This window comes from Pseudoalteromonas sp. SR43-5, assembly GCF_014163835.1.
In the GTDB taxonomy this organism is placed as follows: domain Bacteria; phylum Pseudomonadota; class Gammaproteobacteria; order Enterobacterales; family Alteromonadaceae; genus Pseudoalteromonas; species Pseudoalteromonas distincta.
On the sequence record NZ_JACJEA010000017.1, the window covers coordinates 86,268 to 102,833 of the forward strand.

Below are 16,566 nucleotides of genomic sequence, written 5' to 3' on the forward strand. Positions count from 1 at the left end.
CTATTGCTCACGCGATTCACACTTTTTACCAATGGTAATGTGCGGTACAAAGTTACACGGTTTATGCATTGAGTTAAGTTGATCTTTTATTATGCCTGTCCACGCAGTTTTACATGCGCCTGTAGAGCCTGGCATACAAAAAATAACGGTGTTATTAGCAAGTCCTGCCAATGCACGAGATTGAATAGTAGAGTTACCAATTTCGCCGTACGATATGTGCCTAAATAGCTCACCAAAACCGTCTACGCTTTTATCAAACAGCGGCGCAAATGCCTCTGGTGTTGAATCGCGCTCAGTAAAACCTGTACCGCCAGTCACTAAAATAGCATGAATGGTGTCATCGGCTATCCACTGCGATGCCACTGCACGCATTTGGTAAACGTCATCTTTAACTATGTCTTTATCAGCTAAGTGATGACCAGCTTCAGTTAGCGCTTTAATTAAGTAATGACCAGAAGTATCGGTAATCGCATCGCGTGTATCGCTTACCGTCATTACGGCAATGTTTAATGCTATTTGTGACTCAGTTGTGTGACTCATAATGTTCTTCTTAATTGATTAATGCTTTGGTCAATATGCTCATTTACAGCTTTAAATTGCGCCGGTGTATTGGTGTTTATTAATGCGTGCGCTTTATTACATAAAAGCGTTTGCACACCAATGCTTTGGGTAAACTGTTTTATTGATTTATGACTGTTAGCGTTTGTGAGTATGTGTTTTAAATGATTTTTTACACTGCTTGTATTACGAATATACAGCGGTAGTGGTTCATTTTCAAAGTGCCAAGCATGTATTTGTGACTGATTTAATTGATTGCTCACACTTTGTACGTTATTTGACTGAGAAGCCAGCACAATTATGCTTAACAAACTACTCGTAAGTAGAGGCATATCTACCGCAGTAATAAGTAAGTCGTGCTCAGTGGCTATTAATGTGGAATAAATTCCGCCAAGGGGTCCACTATTTGGGTATATATCTTTAACGTACTTTTCTGAGGGATAATCGCTCGGTGAATAATGGTTCAATGACTTGACTGGATTTGTAACGTTGCGACTTATAAGTATGTTTTTAGCGCCTACGTCTTTTAATAAATCACACGCATTGTGCAATAGCGTTTTATTTTTTAAAACTAAATCGGCTTTGTCTGTGCCCATTCTTGATGACTTACCACCAGCAAGCACAACGCCTGTAAAATCTCGCTTAACTTTCATATTAGATTTTATATTAGCTTCCATATTAGCCGCCTAACATGGCTAAGTGAGTTGTCGCACCTGTTAAGCGTTTATCCAGCTCATGGCTTATTTCTTTATTGCCCATAGCGGCTCGAATTGCCTTTACGGTCGCTGCAGTATCGTCCTCGTTGAGTAGTTCGCGTAAATCTATACCTTGCTCTGCAAATAAACATAAGTGTAATTTACCCAGCGCCGACACCCTTAAGCGATTACAACTTTTACAAAAGTCTTTACTGTACGGCATTATTAAACCAATACGACCATCGTAATCAGGATGACAAAACTCCTCAGCGGGTCCATTTAATTTCCCCCTAACGACTTGTAACCAACCTTGGTCGAGTAATTGGGCTTTAACCGTTTGCCCACTTAAGTGGTTTTCTTCAAAAAATGTTGCGCCGTCACCGGTTTCCATTAATTCTATAAAGCGCACTGTAACTTTGTGGTGTTTTACCCACGCTAAAAAATCCTTCAATTGGTTTTTATTAAACTGCTTGGCAAGCACTGCATTTATTTTTATATCTTTTATGCCCAGTTCTACCGCGCGTTCAATCCCTTTTAAAATAAGGTTAAGTTTGTCGTGCCCTGTTATGAGTTTAAACATACTCGGATTTAAGCTATCAATACTGACATTAAGCGCATCAAGCCCTGCCTTAGCAAATTCATCAATTTTCTTTAATAAATTAAACCCGTTGGTAGTAATGGCTACTTTTTCTATGCCAGGTGTATTTTTACAGAGTTTTATAATATCGGTTACGTCGTTTCGCAAGCACGGTTCGCCACCTGTAATGCGTACTTTTTTAGTACCTAGCTCTGCAAACGCATTTACTAGAGTGCTAATTTCGTTTTTATTTAAAAAATTACGCGGCGTATCGCACTGATACCCGTTTGGTAAACAATAACTACAACTAAAATTACATACATCAGTTATTGAGAGGCGCAAATAGTTAAACTGCCGACCAAATTGATCATTAAGCATATGCTTCCTTGTTTGTTTACATTTCAACCGCAACATCAATGCTGCTAGAACCGGCTTTGTAATGTTGTTTTATTAATTGGCTTAATTGCGTTTTACACGAACCGCAGTTCGTCCCACATTTAAGTTCAGACCCCAATTGCTCGACTGTGTTTGCACCGTTTTTAATGCCGTTTATAATTGGCTGCTCTCTTACTTTAAAGCAGCTACACACTTGCACGCCTTGGGTAAATTCTTCATCGGGGGTTGCATAAAGCAAAGACTGTAACTGTGTAAAGGTCAGTAATGGCTCTGCAAATAAATGGTTTATCCACTCAAGTGATATTTCTTTTTGCTCATTAGAAATAACACCTACGAACGCTAATTTATCGTTTTGAATACACTGCACATGCATGGCTTTTGCCGTATTCATAGCCGACCACTGCCCTTGTAAACCAGTCAAGGTTTGGCAGTAATACAGTAAATCACTTTGTGGTTCATTAAGCGCCAATTGGTAATTAAAGCAATTGCTTGCATTAACTTTGAGCCAAAAATCACTGTTTATAACAAGTTCGTTTTTAACAAACAGCTGCATATATTGCACAAAGGGTGCCTTAACTATATTAACAGCGCCGTGTTTGCACTCAGCCTGACCAGATAGAGGGTCAACTACCGATTGATACAACCCACTTACTGTTGCTGATGACGCAAATTGCTTATTCCAATGAATAGGCATAAAGCATTCACCTTTTCGCACGGAATCGGTTACTTTTGCATGCGCGGTAACCTGCCCAGTTTGCGCAATCGCACTTATTAAATCGTTTTGTTTAATTGCTAATTTACTGGCATCAAGCGGATTAATTTCAATGTACGGGCGTGTAATATGCGATGAAAGCGCAGTGCTTTTACCCGTGCGGCTCATCGTATGCCATTGGTCGCGTATACGTCCTGAGTTCATTATAAACGGATAATCACTTGATGTTTGTTGCACAGGTAATTGCGGCGTTATGGGTATAAAACGCGCTTTTTTATCAGCGGTGCTAAATTGGTTATCTGTAAAAACCTGACCGTTTTTATAAGGCTGATTTTTAACAACAGGCCACATTATGGGTTTTAAGTTATCGTACTGGCTTTTTGTGAGCCCAACTAAACCAGAGAGGTTTAATACTCGGCTGCCATTATTTTCAAAGTCGGTTAATTGTGCCCATTCTTCAAAAATGCCACTTGGATCTGTAAAGTCAAACCCTTCAAAGCCCATTTTTTTAGCGACTTCGCACATAATTTGCCAATCGTTTTTAGCTCCTGAATAAGGCGCTACTAAAGGGCGCTGCCTTGATATTCTGCGCTCTGAGTTAGTTACTGTGCCGTTTTTTTCGCCCCATCCGGTTGATGGAAAAGCAACATCGGCAAATTTTAACGTATCACTTTTTGCAATACAGTCAGATACAACCACCAGCTCGCAGGTCTCTAATGCTTTTTTTATAGCGGTGTTATTCGGCAAGCTCACCATTGGGTTTGTTGCCATTATCCACACTGCTTTTATTTTGCCTGCCGCTATTTCATCAAACATATCAATAGCATTACTGCCTGCTTTTTTAGCAATAGTTGGCGCAAGCCAAAAACGTTGTACAAGTGACTGATGCGCTTCGTTTTCAATATCTAAATGCGCCGCTAACTGATTAGCTAAGCCACCGACTTCGCGCCCGCCCATCGCATTGGGCTGCCCAGTAATCGAAAATGGACCGCTGCCTGGTTTAAGTAATTTACCTGAGGCTAAATGTGCATTAATAATGGCGTTGCATTTATCTACACCCGAGCTTGACTGATTTATACCCATTGAATAAAAGCTAATCGCACTTGGGCTGTTAGCAAATAGCGCGTAAAACTCAGTGACTTGCTTAATTGCTATATCGCAAAAGTCGCTAACTGCCTCACAGCTCCACTTTTGTGCCTCTTGCAATGCGCTTTCAAAGCCGTTTGTGTGCTGAGCAATAAATTGCGTATCGAGGTGGTTATGCTCATTTAAATAATTAAGCAAACCGTTATAAAGCGCAGCGTCACTGCCTGGTTTTATATTTAAAAATGTGTCGGCAAGCTCAGCGGTGTCAGTTTTACGCGGATCAATAACCACCACTTTCATATTTGGGTTAAGCTGTTTTGCACGCTCCATTCGCTGATACAAAACCGGATGAGTCCACGCTGCATTTGAGCCAATTAAAATAAGCAGCTCAGTTTGCTCTAAATCCTCGTAGGTACACGGCACTACGTCTTCACCAAAAGCGCGTTTGTAACCTGCCACAGCAGATGACATACACAGGCGCGAATTTGTATCGATATTGCCTGAGCCTATGTAGCCTTTCATTAATTTATTCGCGATGTAGTAATCTTCAGTAAGTAACTGCCCTGACACATAAAATGCCACCGCATCGGGTCCGTGCTTTTGTATTACGTCGTTAAATTTATTGGCAACGTGGTCGGTTGCTTCATCCCACGTGGCTGCTTTATTATTAATGAGGGGCGACGTTAAGCGGTTATCACTGCCTGTGGTGTCTAGCAAATGCGTGCCTTTTACACATAAACGACCAAAGTTTGCGGGGTGCTCTCGCATGCCTTCAAGCTTGGTTGGCACATTATTAAAAAGTGAAATATCAACACCGCACCCTACACCACAGTAAGCACATGTTGTTTGTTTTAAACTCGTTTTATTTATAGTTGGTGATGTGTTTGCGGTTGTCATACTGCTCTCTTTTAATGTGCTTTAATTTATGCGAGCTGTTTAACAGGCTCATTAAGGGTAACTACGTTAATAGTGTTACTTGCTTTAGCGAGTGCGCTGTTTATTACGTTTTGAACGAGCTTTTCACACCCTCCACAGCCTGTACTGGCTTTGGTGCTTTGCTGCACACTTGCCAAATCTATGCAGCCTTTAGCGACTGTTTGTTCAATGGTGTGTTTAGTTACTTTATGACACGCGCAAATAATGGCGTTATCAGGCAAGTCATCGGCGCTTAGCTCTGCTATGTCGCCGGCAAGGGGCATAATGAGCGCTTCGGGAGCGGTGGTAAGTTCAATGTCGTTTAAATGATATTGCAGCAAATTGTCGTAATCGCTGGTATCGCCAACAAGTACCGCGCCAATCAGCTTATTACTTTGTGAATTGGTGACTATTTTTTTATAAATACCATTGGGTTGATCTTCAAAATAATAGCTTATTGCACCTTCGCTTCTTGCATGTGCATCGCCAATAGAGCCTACTTCAACACCCATTAATTTGAGCTTAGTGCTCATATCGGCACCGCTAAATTCATCGGCTTTATTGTCTAAGCCAGTACTTTGCAAGGAACCTTGCTGCGTATCTTGTAAAATATGACCAACTGCTATTTTAGCCATGGCGTAACCAGGTGCCACTAAGCCAAAAATAAAATTATTCCACAGTGCACATTCACCAATAGCGTATATGTTTTTGTCGCTCGTTTGGCAGTGGTTATTAATTACAATACCGCCGCGCTCACCTATCTCTAAATTAAACTCGCGGGCTAAATTATCATAAGGGCGAATACCTGCCGAAAATACAATCATGTCGGTTTCAAGGGTTTTACCGCCCTTAAAACACATTTTGTAACGGCAACTTTCACCTTCTACTACTTCCTCAGTTGCTACCGATGTATGCACAGTAACACCTAAATCTGTAATTTTGTTTTTTAGTAGCCGACCGCCACCAGCATCAACTTGTACACCCATAAGTTGCGGTGCAAATTCTATTACGTGAGTATGTAAACCCAATTGCTTTAATGCGTTTGCAGCTTCAAGCCCCAGTAAACCGCCACCAATTACCACGCCTACTTTGCTGCCGTGGGCTGAATTTTTTATTGCGTGTAAATCGTTAATGGTGCGATAAACAAGGCAATGCTCGCGATCTTTACCCGGTATAGGCGGTACAAATGGGAATGAACCTGTAGCAAGCACAAGTTTGTCGTATTCAAACAATTCCCCTTTAGCGGTCGTTACAGTTTGCGTATCACGATTTATATCAACCACTTTAGAATGAGTATGAAAGCGTACTTGCCAATCGTCATAGGTTTTATTACATGTAAGTGCGAGGTCGTCTGCGGTTTTGCCTTTAAAAAAAGAGGATAGTTGTACGCGGTCATACGCTAAACGGTCTTCACCGCTAAGTACCGTAATTTCAAATTGCTCATCAGCTTGATTTTGAGAAACTAGCTGTTGCACAAAATGGTGCCCGACCATTCCGTTTCCTACCACTACAACACGCTGCTTGCTTAACATTTACCCACCTTAAAGTGATACCTATTTTAGTAATGGACTAAAATTGAAATCGAATAATTTGTTATAGGTTTGTTATAGCAATATGTAAGCCAAATATATAAGCATTCAAAATCAGCAAGTTGCCTACATTGGTGCAGAGGTGAAAAGCATAAAGTCCCACAAGATGGTGCAATTGCACCATCTTGTGTCGCTATAAATTACAAGTGAATATTAGAAGATAGAGAGGGTTAAAATTTAGCGCTCATCCATACCCACAATTTTTGAGTATCGACTTTATTAGCAGCGGTATCGCCCGCTGAGTAATCAGCATATTTGACACCCACTGCATATTGTTTATTAATAGGTTTAACGTATTGTACGTTTAGTTCACTGCCTAAATCGTCAACCCCATTTGATTGCTCATTAGCATCAAAACTGTGATAAGCCACCAGCCATTTTCCGTCAAACGCTTTACCGTTTAAGCTTATATAAGTGTCGTCTAAGCCCTGTGTGGGTGTATTTAAAAACGTATCTGTCCAACCATTAAATTTATGTAACGTGGCAAGCGGTGTTGCAAACCCGTAATCGCCATTGTCAGAGCCAAGTGACTCTATGCCGACTTTTAAAGTTACTGTTTTTATGCCCAACCCATTTAAATCCACAGCGCCTTCAAGTGTGTAGTAATCAGCATCAAAATCACTCACGCTTGTTGAAGCAGACTGCGTTGCATACTCCGCTTTGTAATAAAATTTTATGTCGTTTAGGGTTTTATTACCGTTAAAAGAAACGCCATAAGTATCTAAACTGTCGTCTTGTAGTGCATCGTCACTTAATAAGTAACTGTATAAAACCACTTTACCGTAGTCTGTTTTAAAGCTTGCATTAATTAAATGATCGGACGATTTAATGTCTTTATCGTCAGCAAATATGCGGTTACGCTTATTTAAATAACTGTACTGTAAATTTATGTTATTAAATGCGTAATTAATGGTCGCGGCATCAAAGGTTTGTCTGTCTTGGCGCCAACCTACGTGCCCAACAAAACGCTGCCCATCAAGAGCTATTATTTGGCGCCCTACTTTTAGCGATAGACCATCGCGGGCATATTTAACAAAGCCTTGGTCTATCTCAGTGTTTTCTGGGTCTGCAATAACAGAATAATTAGTGTTTTTCCCCACTGTATTGTTGTAATCATCTACGCCTAATAGGCTGCGAGTGTCTTCTAATTCAATAAGTGCTGAAAAACCATTCACCTCGTCTGTTTGATGCGTTAAGCGGGTTCTAAGTGTTAAGCCGCTTGCATCTTTTAGAGCATTTTCTTGATCAACGCTTTCAAAACGCAGTCTAAAATCAAGATCAGTTTGCGCAGCTTGGCTTATTAAAGGCGCAGTGAAGCAACCCAGTATAAAAATAATAGGTAAGTTGTTCTTGTAATTAAGCATTTTGGTTCTCTAAGTTTTAATTATTAATACACATACCAAAGCAATAAATAAACACAGCGAAATACATTTCCACACCATAACTGGATCGCGTTTCATTATTGAACTTTTATTAGCGGTACTTTCTAAATAAGGATTAGGTTTGTTGATATCGTTTATAAACTCAGAAAAAGCTTGGTATCTGAGCTCAGGTTTAGGGGCAAGCGCCTTCATAAGGGCTTGATCTAACCAAAACGGAATATCGGCTCTGTATTTACGAATACTTGTGTAATGCCAATGGCTGTAATCTTTTGGCGCTACGTGGTTAAGTGGCAGTGGTTTATAAGGCAATTTTGAGCACAATAACTCATATGCAATCACGCCAAGTGAAAACAAATCACTTTTAAAATCGGCGTGCATAGTAATAAGTGTTTCGGGTGCGGTGTAGTCGGCAGTGCCTTGCGGGCAATCATCCGCAATTTGTTTAACCGACTCGTCCATAGCCGCAACACTTACTGTGCCGTAATCTATTAGCGTTACTTTACCGTGCGCATCTATCATTACATTATCGAGTTTTAAATCACGATGTACCATATCGAGCCGCTGAAACGCCCTTAGTGCATGTACTATTTGTTCAATAATACTGCGTACTTGGGTTATTTCTGGGTGCGGCACGTCGTGCTTCCAATCACTGAGTGTTTGCCCGTCCATGTACTCACAAATATGATACAAAAAACGACTCTGCGATTGCGTACTTAGCACTTTCATCACGTTTAAATGGTTTATGCGTTGCCCTACCCATCCTTCTCTTATAAAGCCTTGAAGGTAGTGCACATCGTCTTCAAAATTAACCGAAGGTGCTTTTAAAACCACTGGCGGTATATCGGGCGCTTGTTGCACTAAATAAATGTGCGAGCGACTACTGGCATGTAATTTACGAATAACCGTGTAGTCATCAATTTTTTGCCCAACATTAAGCGCAGGTGGAATTTTTCGTCGTGTTAGCGAATGGTAAAGTTCATCTAACTTTTGCTCGGCAATATTTTCTACTTTTACCAGTAAACAACTTACGTTGTCGTCACTGCCTCGTGCTAATGCAAGTTCGGTAATTGCTTTAGCTGCATTTTCTAAATTAGTGTACTCGTTAATTAATTTAGCTATATCACTACTTGGGAGCACATCGTGTACGCCATCGCAGGTTAATATATAAATATCGTCTGCTTTTAGGTCAACCTCGTATACATCTATTTCTTGATGAAGTTGCGCGCCAAGAGCACGCGTTAGCGTATCGTTTACTTTGTGATCCCGTGTTATTGCCTCGATTTTATTTCCTCGCAAGCGAGTAATACGCGTATCACCTAAGTGGAATATATAACCCGTTGCCGACTTTAAAATAAGTGCTGTAAAAGTCGTCATCCAATCGGCTTGACGCTGACCTAAGTGATTGTAATTAACCGATTGCGAATAAAGCCACTGATTTAAACTTGCTAACACCTTCGACACTGACTTTTTAACCGCCCAACTTTCGGGGGTATTTAAATACTCATTTATAAAATGAGTAACCGAAAGTTGAGACGCTTGTTTAGCATTTTTTGCTGATGAACACCCATCGGCTAAGCAAGCAATAACGCCTTTAGACTCTTTTTCTTGCGCTTTGGTATTGAGAGCTGCAAACGCATCTTGGTTTTCTGCTTTTAACCCTTTAGCACTGTGCCCGCCAAATGAAACGTTGAGTTCATTTTTTAGCGATTTAGCGTGGAGTGTTTCATCAAACATAGTCAATAATGCCTTAAGTCACTGAAATAAGTTCAACGGTGCCGTCTTCATTTACTTCAGTAATATGGCCATCTGGTTCTCTCATAAAAAACAGTGCAGCTAGACCAAGTAATGCACTACCCGCAATAATGAAAAAGAAAGTTTGATAATCAACAAGTGACAATGCCGTTAAGTACACTACTGCACCTACATTACCGTAAGCACCTGTCATTCCAGCTATTTGCCCAGTTAAACGACGCTTAATTAGCGGTACTGCAGCAAATACAGCGCCTTCACCAGCTTGCACAAAGAACGAACACGCCATAGCCGCAACAACTGCAAGCCATAAAGGCCAAGATGCATCAACCAAGCCCATTACAAAATAACCAACAGCAAGACCCGTTGTAAGTACAATAAGTGTTATACGACGACCTAATTTATCTGAAATCCAACCGCCACCTGGGCGAGATGCTAAATTCATAAATGCATAAGCTGAGGCTAAAATACCCGCGTACACCATATCAAGCGCAAACACATCCATAAAAAATAGCGGTAACATAGATACAACCGCAAGCTCAGAGCCAAAAGTTGTAAAATATAAAATATTTAAAACAGCCACTTGCTTAAACTCATAACGATGCGACTCAGGTACAGGCTCTTTAAAAATATGACCATTTACGTCAAAGGTTTTATACACTTCGTAAATATAAAGCAGAACTAAAAAAGCATACACGGCAAGTACAAAGTTAGCCGAAATTAGGTTAGCACCGGTTGGTGAAAGCTTCCAAGTAAGTAATGCTAGTGCACCATACATAGGGATTTTCATAATAAGAAGTAATACAAAGTCGCCTTTACTGGTTACTTCCATTGCGCCTACTTTTTTAGGCTTAAAGTATGTACCGCCTTTTGGTGTATCGGTTACATTTAAGTACCAAATAATACCAAATATAACGCTTAATACACCCGTTAAACCTACAGCATAACGCCAACCATCTTCGCCACCAAACATAAGTGCAATAATTGGCAATAACATAGCCGCTGCTGCTGAACCAAAGTTACCCCAGCCGCCATAAATACCTTCTGCTATGCCCAGCTCGTTAGCAGGAAACCATTCACTCACCATACGAATGCCCACAACAAAGCCAGCACCAATAAAGCCTAGCGCAAAACGCGCTATAGCGGCTTGTTCAAATGTGGTTGCCATAGCAAACATAAAACACGGAATACTACAGGTAATAAGTAGCGCGGCATAAACAATCCGGGGACCAAATTTATCGGTCAGCATACCCACCACAACACGGGCAGGAATAGTTAACGCTACATTTAAAATTAGTAATGTTTTAACTTGTGCCATGGTAATACCAAGCGAGCCCGCAATTGCACCTAATAAAGGAGCATGGTTAAACCATACAAAAAATGACACAAAAAAGACCATCCAACTCAGATGTAATACTTTCATTTTTCCTTTAAAGGATATTAAGTTAAATCCAGAACTCGGTTGCATGTTTATTTCCTCGTAAACGTATTATTGTTTTATAAATGCCCCACTCTTTTATATGAGTAGTAGCTCAAACTTTGTTAAATTTTAGTTAACCAAACACAGCAATTACTGAGCCACTAATTAAAAACCATATATTTCAGCTAGTTATATGTATTTATTATTTTAATGCGTTATAGTTGCACTATATGAGTGAGGGGGTAAGGGCTGTTACAGTGCAAATAAAAAGCGTTACTACTTGCTCTAGGATTTAACAAATTGGTATTGTTCAAAAAAAGTATGAGATATTTAAAAATGCAAAAAGCACCGTTAACGTACCAACAGCAACTACGCTATTCTCGGCATATTATGCTGCCGCAGCTTGATATAGACGGACAAGAGAAACTATGGCAATCGCATGCTTTAATTATTGGTGTGGGTGGGCTTGGTTGCGCGGTAGGTCAATACTTAGCGGCATCAGGCGTTGGCACGCTTACCTTAGTTGATAACGATGAAATAGACGTGACCAACCTGCAAAGGCAAATACTGTATAAAAAAAGCGACATTGGTAGCTCAAAATGCAGTGTTGCTAAAAAACAGCTTAACGCGCTTAATAGTGAAATAAACATAAATACTATTGAGGCATTTTTTGATGCAAATACCTCTACAGAGCAGCTATTTAATAACATTGATATAGTAATTGATTGCTCAGATAACCTAGCAACGCGTAATGCACTTAATAGCGCCTGTTTTAAAGCTAAAGTTCCGCTAGTGTCAGGCTCTGCAATACGAATGGAAGGACAAGTCGCGTGTTTTACTATGGATGGAAACAGCCACTGTTATGGTTGTTTATCGCAATTTTTTAGTGAACAAACACAAAGCTGCTCTGAATCCGGTGTGCTCTCTCCTATTGTGGGGCTAATAGGCAGTATTCAGGCAACTGAAGCGCTAAAAATGCTTGCTGGTTTACCCAGCGGCTTAAGCGAACACTTATTGCTGGTAGATGGTTTAAGCATGGAATTTAATCGTTTTAAAATTGCTAAAAATAGTCAATGTGCGGTGTGCAGCATTTAGTTATTCTAGATTACTGATTGTTGTATAAAGCACATCGCCCACTTTAAAGTCGTTTTTGTCCCACACTCGTCTTGAAGCCAAGCCAAACAAAGTTTGCCCGTCTACATTAAGCGTTAACTGCCACTTATTATTAATAAGCTCAGCTTGAGTTAATACCGACCTTAAAACATTACTGTGCGTTGTTTGCTCAGGCTTTAACGCACTAAACGACATTTGCTCACTTTCTATAATTAGCTTATTACTGCTATCGACAAGTGCAGGAAGCACAAAAAGCGGTTGCTCACTTTGCTGTAATTGCAGTTGATATAGCCCGTAGTCTTTATCAAATTTAACCACATCGTAATTAATTAAGCTCAGCGGTGTTTGCCTGTCGTTTGCGTAAATAGCTTTTGCAACGTGCGCACTTGCACCTTGGTTTATCACCTTACCTTTATCAAGCTGAATAAGGGTATCGCAGCAAAATAGCAGCTCTTTTAATGAGTGACTTACTATTATAAATTTAATATTAAACTTAACGGCTAACTCATTGATTTTATTAAGTGTTTTAAAGCGCAATGACCAATCAAGCGCACTAAAAGGCTCATCGAGCATTATAAATTTTTGACCGGCAAGCAAAGTGCGCGCAAATACTACACGTTGGCGCTCGCCGCCCGATAAGCTTTGTACATCACGATTTAGTAAGTCTTGTAATTCAAGTGTTTTAACAACGTATTGAAGCGTTAAGCTGGTTTGCTTATTTCTGCAGTGTTTTTGTGTAAACGCTAAATTACCTGCCACATCTAAATGAGGAAACAACGGACACGATTGCAACTGAAGCGTTATGCCGCGTTTATCGCTTGGCAACTCATGCACTGGCTGATTATTAATATGAACACTTTTTGCAGGCTCTAAACCACTAATACAACGCAGTAATGTTGACTTACCGGAGCCTGAAGGCCCGTAAACACCCAATACATCAAACGACTCAAGCTCAAGGTTTATATCTAAATCAAAATTATTGAGTGCTTTAAAAAGGCTTAACTTAATCATGTTATTGCTTAACCCCTACAATGCTTTTATTAAACTTAAATAACAGCACTAAACAGGCAAACGAAATAGCCAGTAAAATAAGTGAAAGCTGATGCGCCGCCGTATAATTTAACGATTCAACATGGTCATAAAGCGCAATAGACACCACCTGTGTTTGCCCCTGAATATTACCGCCAATCATTAATACCAAACCAAATTCACCCAATGTATGCGCAAAGCCTAAAGCAAATGCGCTACCAATACTGGGTTTTAAAAGCGGAATAATTAAATGCACAAAGCGTTTAAATGGGCTTAATCCAAGCGCAATGGCAGCTTCGTTATAGGTTTGATTAATATGCTTAAACCCAGCCACAAGCGGCTGCATTACAAAAGGCAGCGAATAAAAAAGCGAGCCAATAACCACGCCCTGAAAACTAAACGCAAGCTGCGTACCCGTTAGCCAAAACCAAAACTGCCCAAAAGCGTGATCAGGCGAAAACAAAACAAGTAAATAAAACCCTAACAACGTAGGCGGTAGCACTAAAGGCATTGCAATTAATGCCTCTAAAAATGGTTTAAATTTACCGTTATAGCCAGCGAGCTTGTATGCCAGCGGAATACAAAAAATAAGAAGGAGTACTGCGGTTATAAAGGCAAGTTTTATAGTTAACCACAGCGCGGTTAAATCACTTTGAAGCATTGTTATCCTTTATTCTGTAACCTAATTCAATTAACTGCTGCTGCGTAGCCTGCGTCATTAAAAATTGCATAAGTTGCTTAGCGCTAGCATGCTTTTTAGTCGAGCTAATAATAACGCCTTGTTGAATTATATCGGGATATTGATTGGTAGGCAGCACGGTGTAATCTAAATATTTTTGATCTTGCGTGTTACTGTAAGCCGCCTTTAGGGATGAAACAGCCACCAGCCCTACTCCTACATTACCACTTTGCACAAACTGAAACGCATGCGTAATGTTATTACCGTACACATAATTTATTGGTTTTTTAAAATGGTTATTCGCGTAGTGCTCTGAGGCACGTCCGTATGGTGAAAAACGCGGATTAGCAATGGCTACTTTATCATTTACTTTTTCAGCTTTGGGTTGCCACAAAGCAAGTTCGCCTAACGCGTAAGTGATCAAACTACTTTGCTCGGCATAACCTTCTTTAATAAGCGATTGCGGGCGAAAATCGTCGGCCGATAAAAACACATCAAATGGCGCGCCATGCACTATTTGCGAATATAAAACACCGCTAGAAGCGGCTGATATTTTCACGTCAACATTAGGTAATGGGGATTTTTTTAGTAGGGTTTCCAATACAGTTTTAAAATTACTCGCTACGGCTACATGCAGCGTTTCTTTTGCGTTTACGCTGCACGAAAGCATGCATATCACACACAAAAAATAACCCAACCATGTATTGTAAAGCTTTGACATTATAAGTATTGTTTCAAAATAAAATGATTTAAGTAAGCAATATATATGAACGATGTTTGCAATGCACCCGGTTTATTACCAATTGAAACTGCAATACAAAATATACTTGGCACAATAACGCCTGTTAAAGACGTTGAAACCATTTCTATAATGCAAAGTGTTGATCGCGTTTTAGCAAGCGATGTTAAATCAACTATAAACGTACCCGCTCATAACAACTCTGCAATGGATGGCTATGCGCTGTGTATTTCAGATAAAAGCTTAACTTATACACAAGTAGGTAGCGTGTTTGCGGGTCAAGTTTTTGAAGGAACGCTTACCCCTGGGCAATGCGTAAGAATAATGACCGGCGCCGCCATTGCACCAGCCGCTAACGGCGTTGTAATGCAAGAAAACGCCTCGGTAGATGGCGATAAAATTACGTTCACCGCGCAACCAGAGCTAAATGAAAACGTGCGTTTTGCTGGCGAAGATATTGCTATAGACGATGTTATTTTAAAAGCAGGCGATAAATTAAAAGCCGTTGATGTGGGGTTACTTGCATCGTTAGGGATTGCCAATATAGACGTGGTGAGAACTTTGAAAATAGCCATACTTTCTACAGGCGATGAGCTAATTGAACCTGGTCAGCCTCCTAAGCAAGGCGCTATTTTTGAAAGTAACCGCGCTGTTATTATTAGTGCCCTGCAACAAAAAAATATCGACGTGCTTGATTTAGGAATTATCCCTGATGACAAAGACCTCATCACCAATGCATTTTTAAAAGCGAATGAACTCGCCGATGCCGTAATAAGCTCAGGCGGCGTATCGGTTGGAGAAGCCGACTTTACTAAAGAAGTGCTCAACGAAATTGGCGAAATTCACTTTTGGAAAATAGCCATGAAACCAGGCAAACCTTTTGCCTTTGGTAAACTAAGTAACAGTTACTTTTTTGGCTTGCCAGGTAACCCTGTGTCGGCTGCTGTTACGTTTAATCAGTTAGTAGAGCCTGCACTGCAAAAGCTGTCGGGTCTTGGTGAAGTAAATCCTAAAATGCGATTTAACGCGGTTACTACATCCGTTATTAAAAAACGCCCTGGCAGAGCTGACTTTCAACGCGGTACAGCAACAATTAACGAGCAAGGTGACTTAGTGGTTGCCCCGTTTAATAAACAGGGCTCGGGTGTACTTTCGTCGCTTAGTAAAGCTAACTGCTTAATTGTAGTGCCTGCGCAAAGCGGCAATATCGAAAAAGGCGCAACAGTAAGTATTGAGTTGCTATAAAGTATTGAGGTGTTATAAAGCCTAACATGCTACAGCTAACTGTATAATTTAGCTGTAGCGCTACTCTAATTTAAAATATTTTTATGTTTAGAGTTTGGATTAAACAGTTTAACTTTTCGCTACGTCCTACAAACTCTTCTTTGCTCAACCTATTAACACACTTCAGCGCATTTTTAGTCGCAAAGTATCTATCATAACTTAGGCTTCTTTCGCATTTAACACTATACGTTGAGGGCCAAGAGCCACCGGCACCCGTTGCTATGCCAACAACGTTACATGTAGCATCTATATACTGCTCCCATGCTTTTATTTGCGCTTTAACTGCATCTACTTGGTAATCATCAGTTAGTTGCGGGTAGATCTCATCCATCATTTTACTGATTTTAGTTTTGTATCTATTGCCCTCTAAATTATAAGTATTGCCCATGTGCATTGCACCGCCTTCTGGCCAACCATCAGTACTTTGTGCAAATGCGCCAAATGATGAAATAGCAAAAGCAAACCCAATAATAATTTTATTCATTTTAAATCCCTTTAATACCAATCTGCATATATATGGGGTCTATTTAACGTTAAGAAAATTACGCTAGAACTAGGCAAAAATTTTTGTATCTAGTTGTTCTAAATAAAAAATTTTTAACGACGTTATAGTGCAATTTAATTCGTTAAATTGATCAAAGAT

At 40.1% G+C, this 16,566-nt stretch carries 14 protein-coding genes; 2 read left to right on the plus strand and 12 right to left on the minus strand.

The annotated features are described in order from the left end of the window. The 8 genes from moaB to H5090_RS11830 all read right to left on the minus strand — a co-directional run bounded on the left by moaB (nucleotide 1) and on the right by H5090_RS11830 (nucleotide 11,127). Nucleotides 1-540, minus strand: a complete 540-nt coding sequence (gene moaB / locus H5090_RS11795; protein WP_182695790.1) for a molybdenum cofactor biosynthesis protein B — start codon at nucleotides 538-540, stop codon at nucleotides 1-3. Beyond that, a complete protein-coding gene (locus tag H5090_RS11800; protein WP_404936427.1) occupies nucleotides 537-1,211 on the minus strand; it encodes a molybdenum cofactor guanylyltransferase in 675 nt (224 codons plus the stop codon). Before H5090_RS11800 ends, moaB begins: the two co-directional genes overlap by 4 nt. Before the next feature lie 25 nt (nucleotides 1,212-1,236). Beyond that, entirely contained in the window at nucleotides 1,237-2,208 is a 972-nt protein-coding gene (gene moaA, locus H5090_RS11805) for a GTP 3',8-cyclase MoaA (RefSeq protein ID WP_182695792.1), read from the minus strand. 16 nt (nucleotides 2,209-2,224) lie between these two features. Beyond that, nucleotides 2,225-4,921: a nitrate reductase gene (locus H5090_RS11810; protein ID WP_182695793.1), complete on the minus strand. Its 2,697-nt coding sequence runs from the start codon at nucleotides 4,919-4,921 to the stop codon at nucleotides 2,225-2,227. A 26-nt stretch (nucleotides 4,922-4,947) separates the two neighbouring features. Next, entirely contained in the window at nucleotides 4,948-6,471 is a 1,524-nt protein-coding gene (locus tag H5090_RS11815) for an FAD-dependent oxidoreductase (protein WP_182695794.1), read from the minus strand. 227 nt (nucleotides 6,472-6,698) lie between these two features. Continuing rightward, nucleotides 6,699-7,892 (minus strand): alginate export family protein, encoded by a 1,194-nt coding sequence (locus H5090_RS11820; RefSeq protein ID WP_182695795.1) that lies wholly within the window; start codon nucleotides 7,890-7,892, stop codon nucleotides 6,699-6,701. A gap of 9 nt (nucleotides 7,893-7,901) precedes the next feature. Continuing rightward, complete coding sequence (locus H5090_RS11825; RefSeq protein WP_024595624.1) at nucleotides 7,902-9,644, minus strand: bifunctional protein-serine/threonine kinase/phosphatase; 1,743 nt, start codon at nucleotides 9,642-9,644, stop codon at nucleotides 7,902-7,904. A 13-nt stretch (nucleotides 9,645-9,657) separates the two neighbouring features. Then, complete coding sequence (locus H5090_RS11830; RefSeq protein ID WP_024595623.1) at nucleotides 9,658-11,127, minus strand: NarK family nitrate/nitrite MFS transporter; 1,470 nt, start codon at nucleotides 11,125-11,127, stop codon at nucleotides 9,658-9,660. 288 nt (nucleotides 11,128-11,415) lie between these two features. Between H5090_RS11830 and moeB the strand changes: the two genes are divergently transcribed. Then, the gene (gene moeB, locus H5090_RS11835) at nucleotides 11,416-12,174 is read left to right on the plus strand and encodes a molybdopterin-synthase adenylyltransferase MoeB (RefSeq protein WP_182695796.1); all 759 of its coding nucleotides are present in this window, start codon (nucleotides 11,416-11,418) and stop codon (nucleotides 12,172-12,174) included. Here moeB and H5090_RS11840 read toward each other — a convergent pair whose 3' ends face one another. Genes H5090_RS11840 through modA form a run of 3 tightly spaced genes read right to left on the minus strand, consistent with a single transcriptional unit; the run spans nucleotide 12,175 to nucleotide 14,570 of the window. After that, on the minus strand, nucleotides 12,175-13,203 hold the full coding sequence (locus H5090_RS11840) for an ATP-binding cassette domain-containing protein (RefSeq protein WP_182695797.1): 1,029 nt from the start codon (nucleotides 13,201-13,203) through the stop codon (nucleotides 12,175-12,177). A gap of 1 nt (nucleotide 13,204) precedes the next feature. Then, entirely contained in the window at nucleotides 13,205-13,882 is a 678-nt protein-coding gene (modB, locus tag H5090_RS11845; RefSeq protein ID WP_007375247.1) for a molybdate ABC transporter permease subunit, read from the minus strand. After that, nucleotides 13,869-14,570 carry a molybdate ABC transporter substrate-binding protein gene (modA, locus tag H5090_RS11850; protein WP_024606456.1) on the minus strand — a complete coding sequence of 234 codons (702 nt, stop codon included), beginning with the start codon at nucleotides 14,568-14,570 and terminating at the stop codon, nucleotides 13,869-13,871. The genes modB and modA overlap by 14 nt, the downstream gene beginning before the upstream one ends. Before the next feature lie 96 nt (nucleotides 14,571-14,666). Between modA and glp the strand changes: the two genes are divergently transcribed. After that, nucleotides 14,667-15,884 carry a gephyrin-like molybdotransferase Glp gene (gene glp / locus H5090_RS11855; RefSeq protein WP_182695798.1) on the plus strand — a complete coding sequence of 406 codons (1,218 nt, stop codon included), beginning with the start codon at nucleotides 14,667-14,669 and terminating at the stop codon, nucleotides 15,882-15,884. A gap of 70 nt (nucleotides 15,885-15,954) precedes the next feature. Here glp and H5090_RS11860 read toward each other — a convergent pair whose 3' ends face one another. Further along, nucleotides 15,955-16,407, minus strand: coding sequence for a hypothetical protein (locus H5090_RS11860; RefSeq protein WP_182695799.1), 453 nt, complete (start codon nucleotides 16,405-16,407; stop codon nucleotides 15,955-15,957). Nucleotides 16,408-16,566 lie beyond the last annotated feature (159 nt).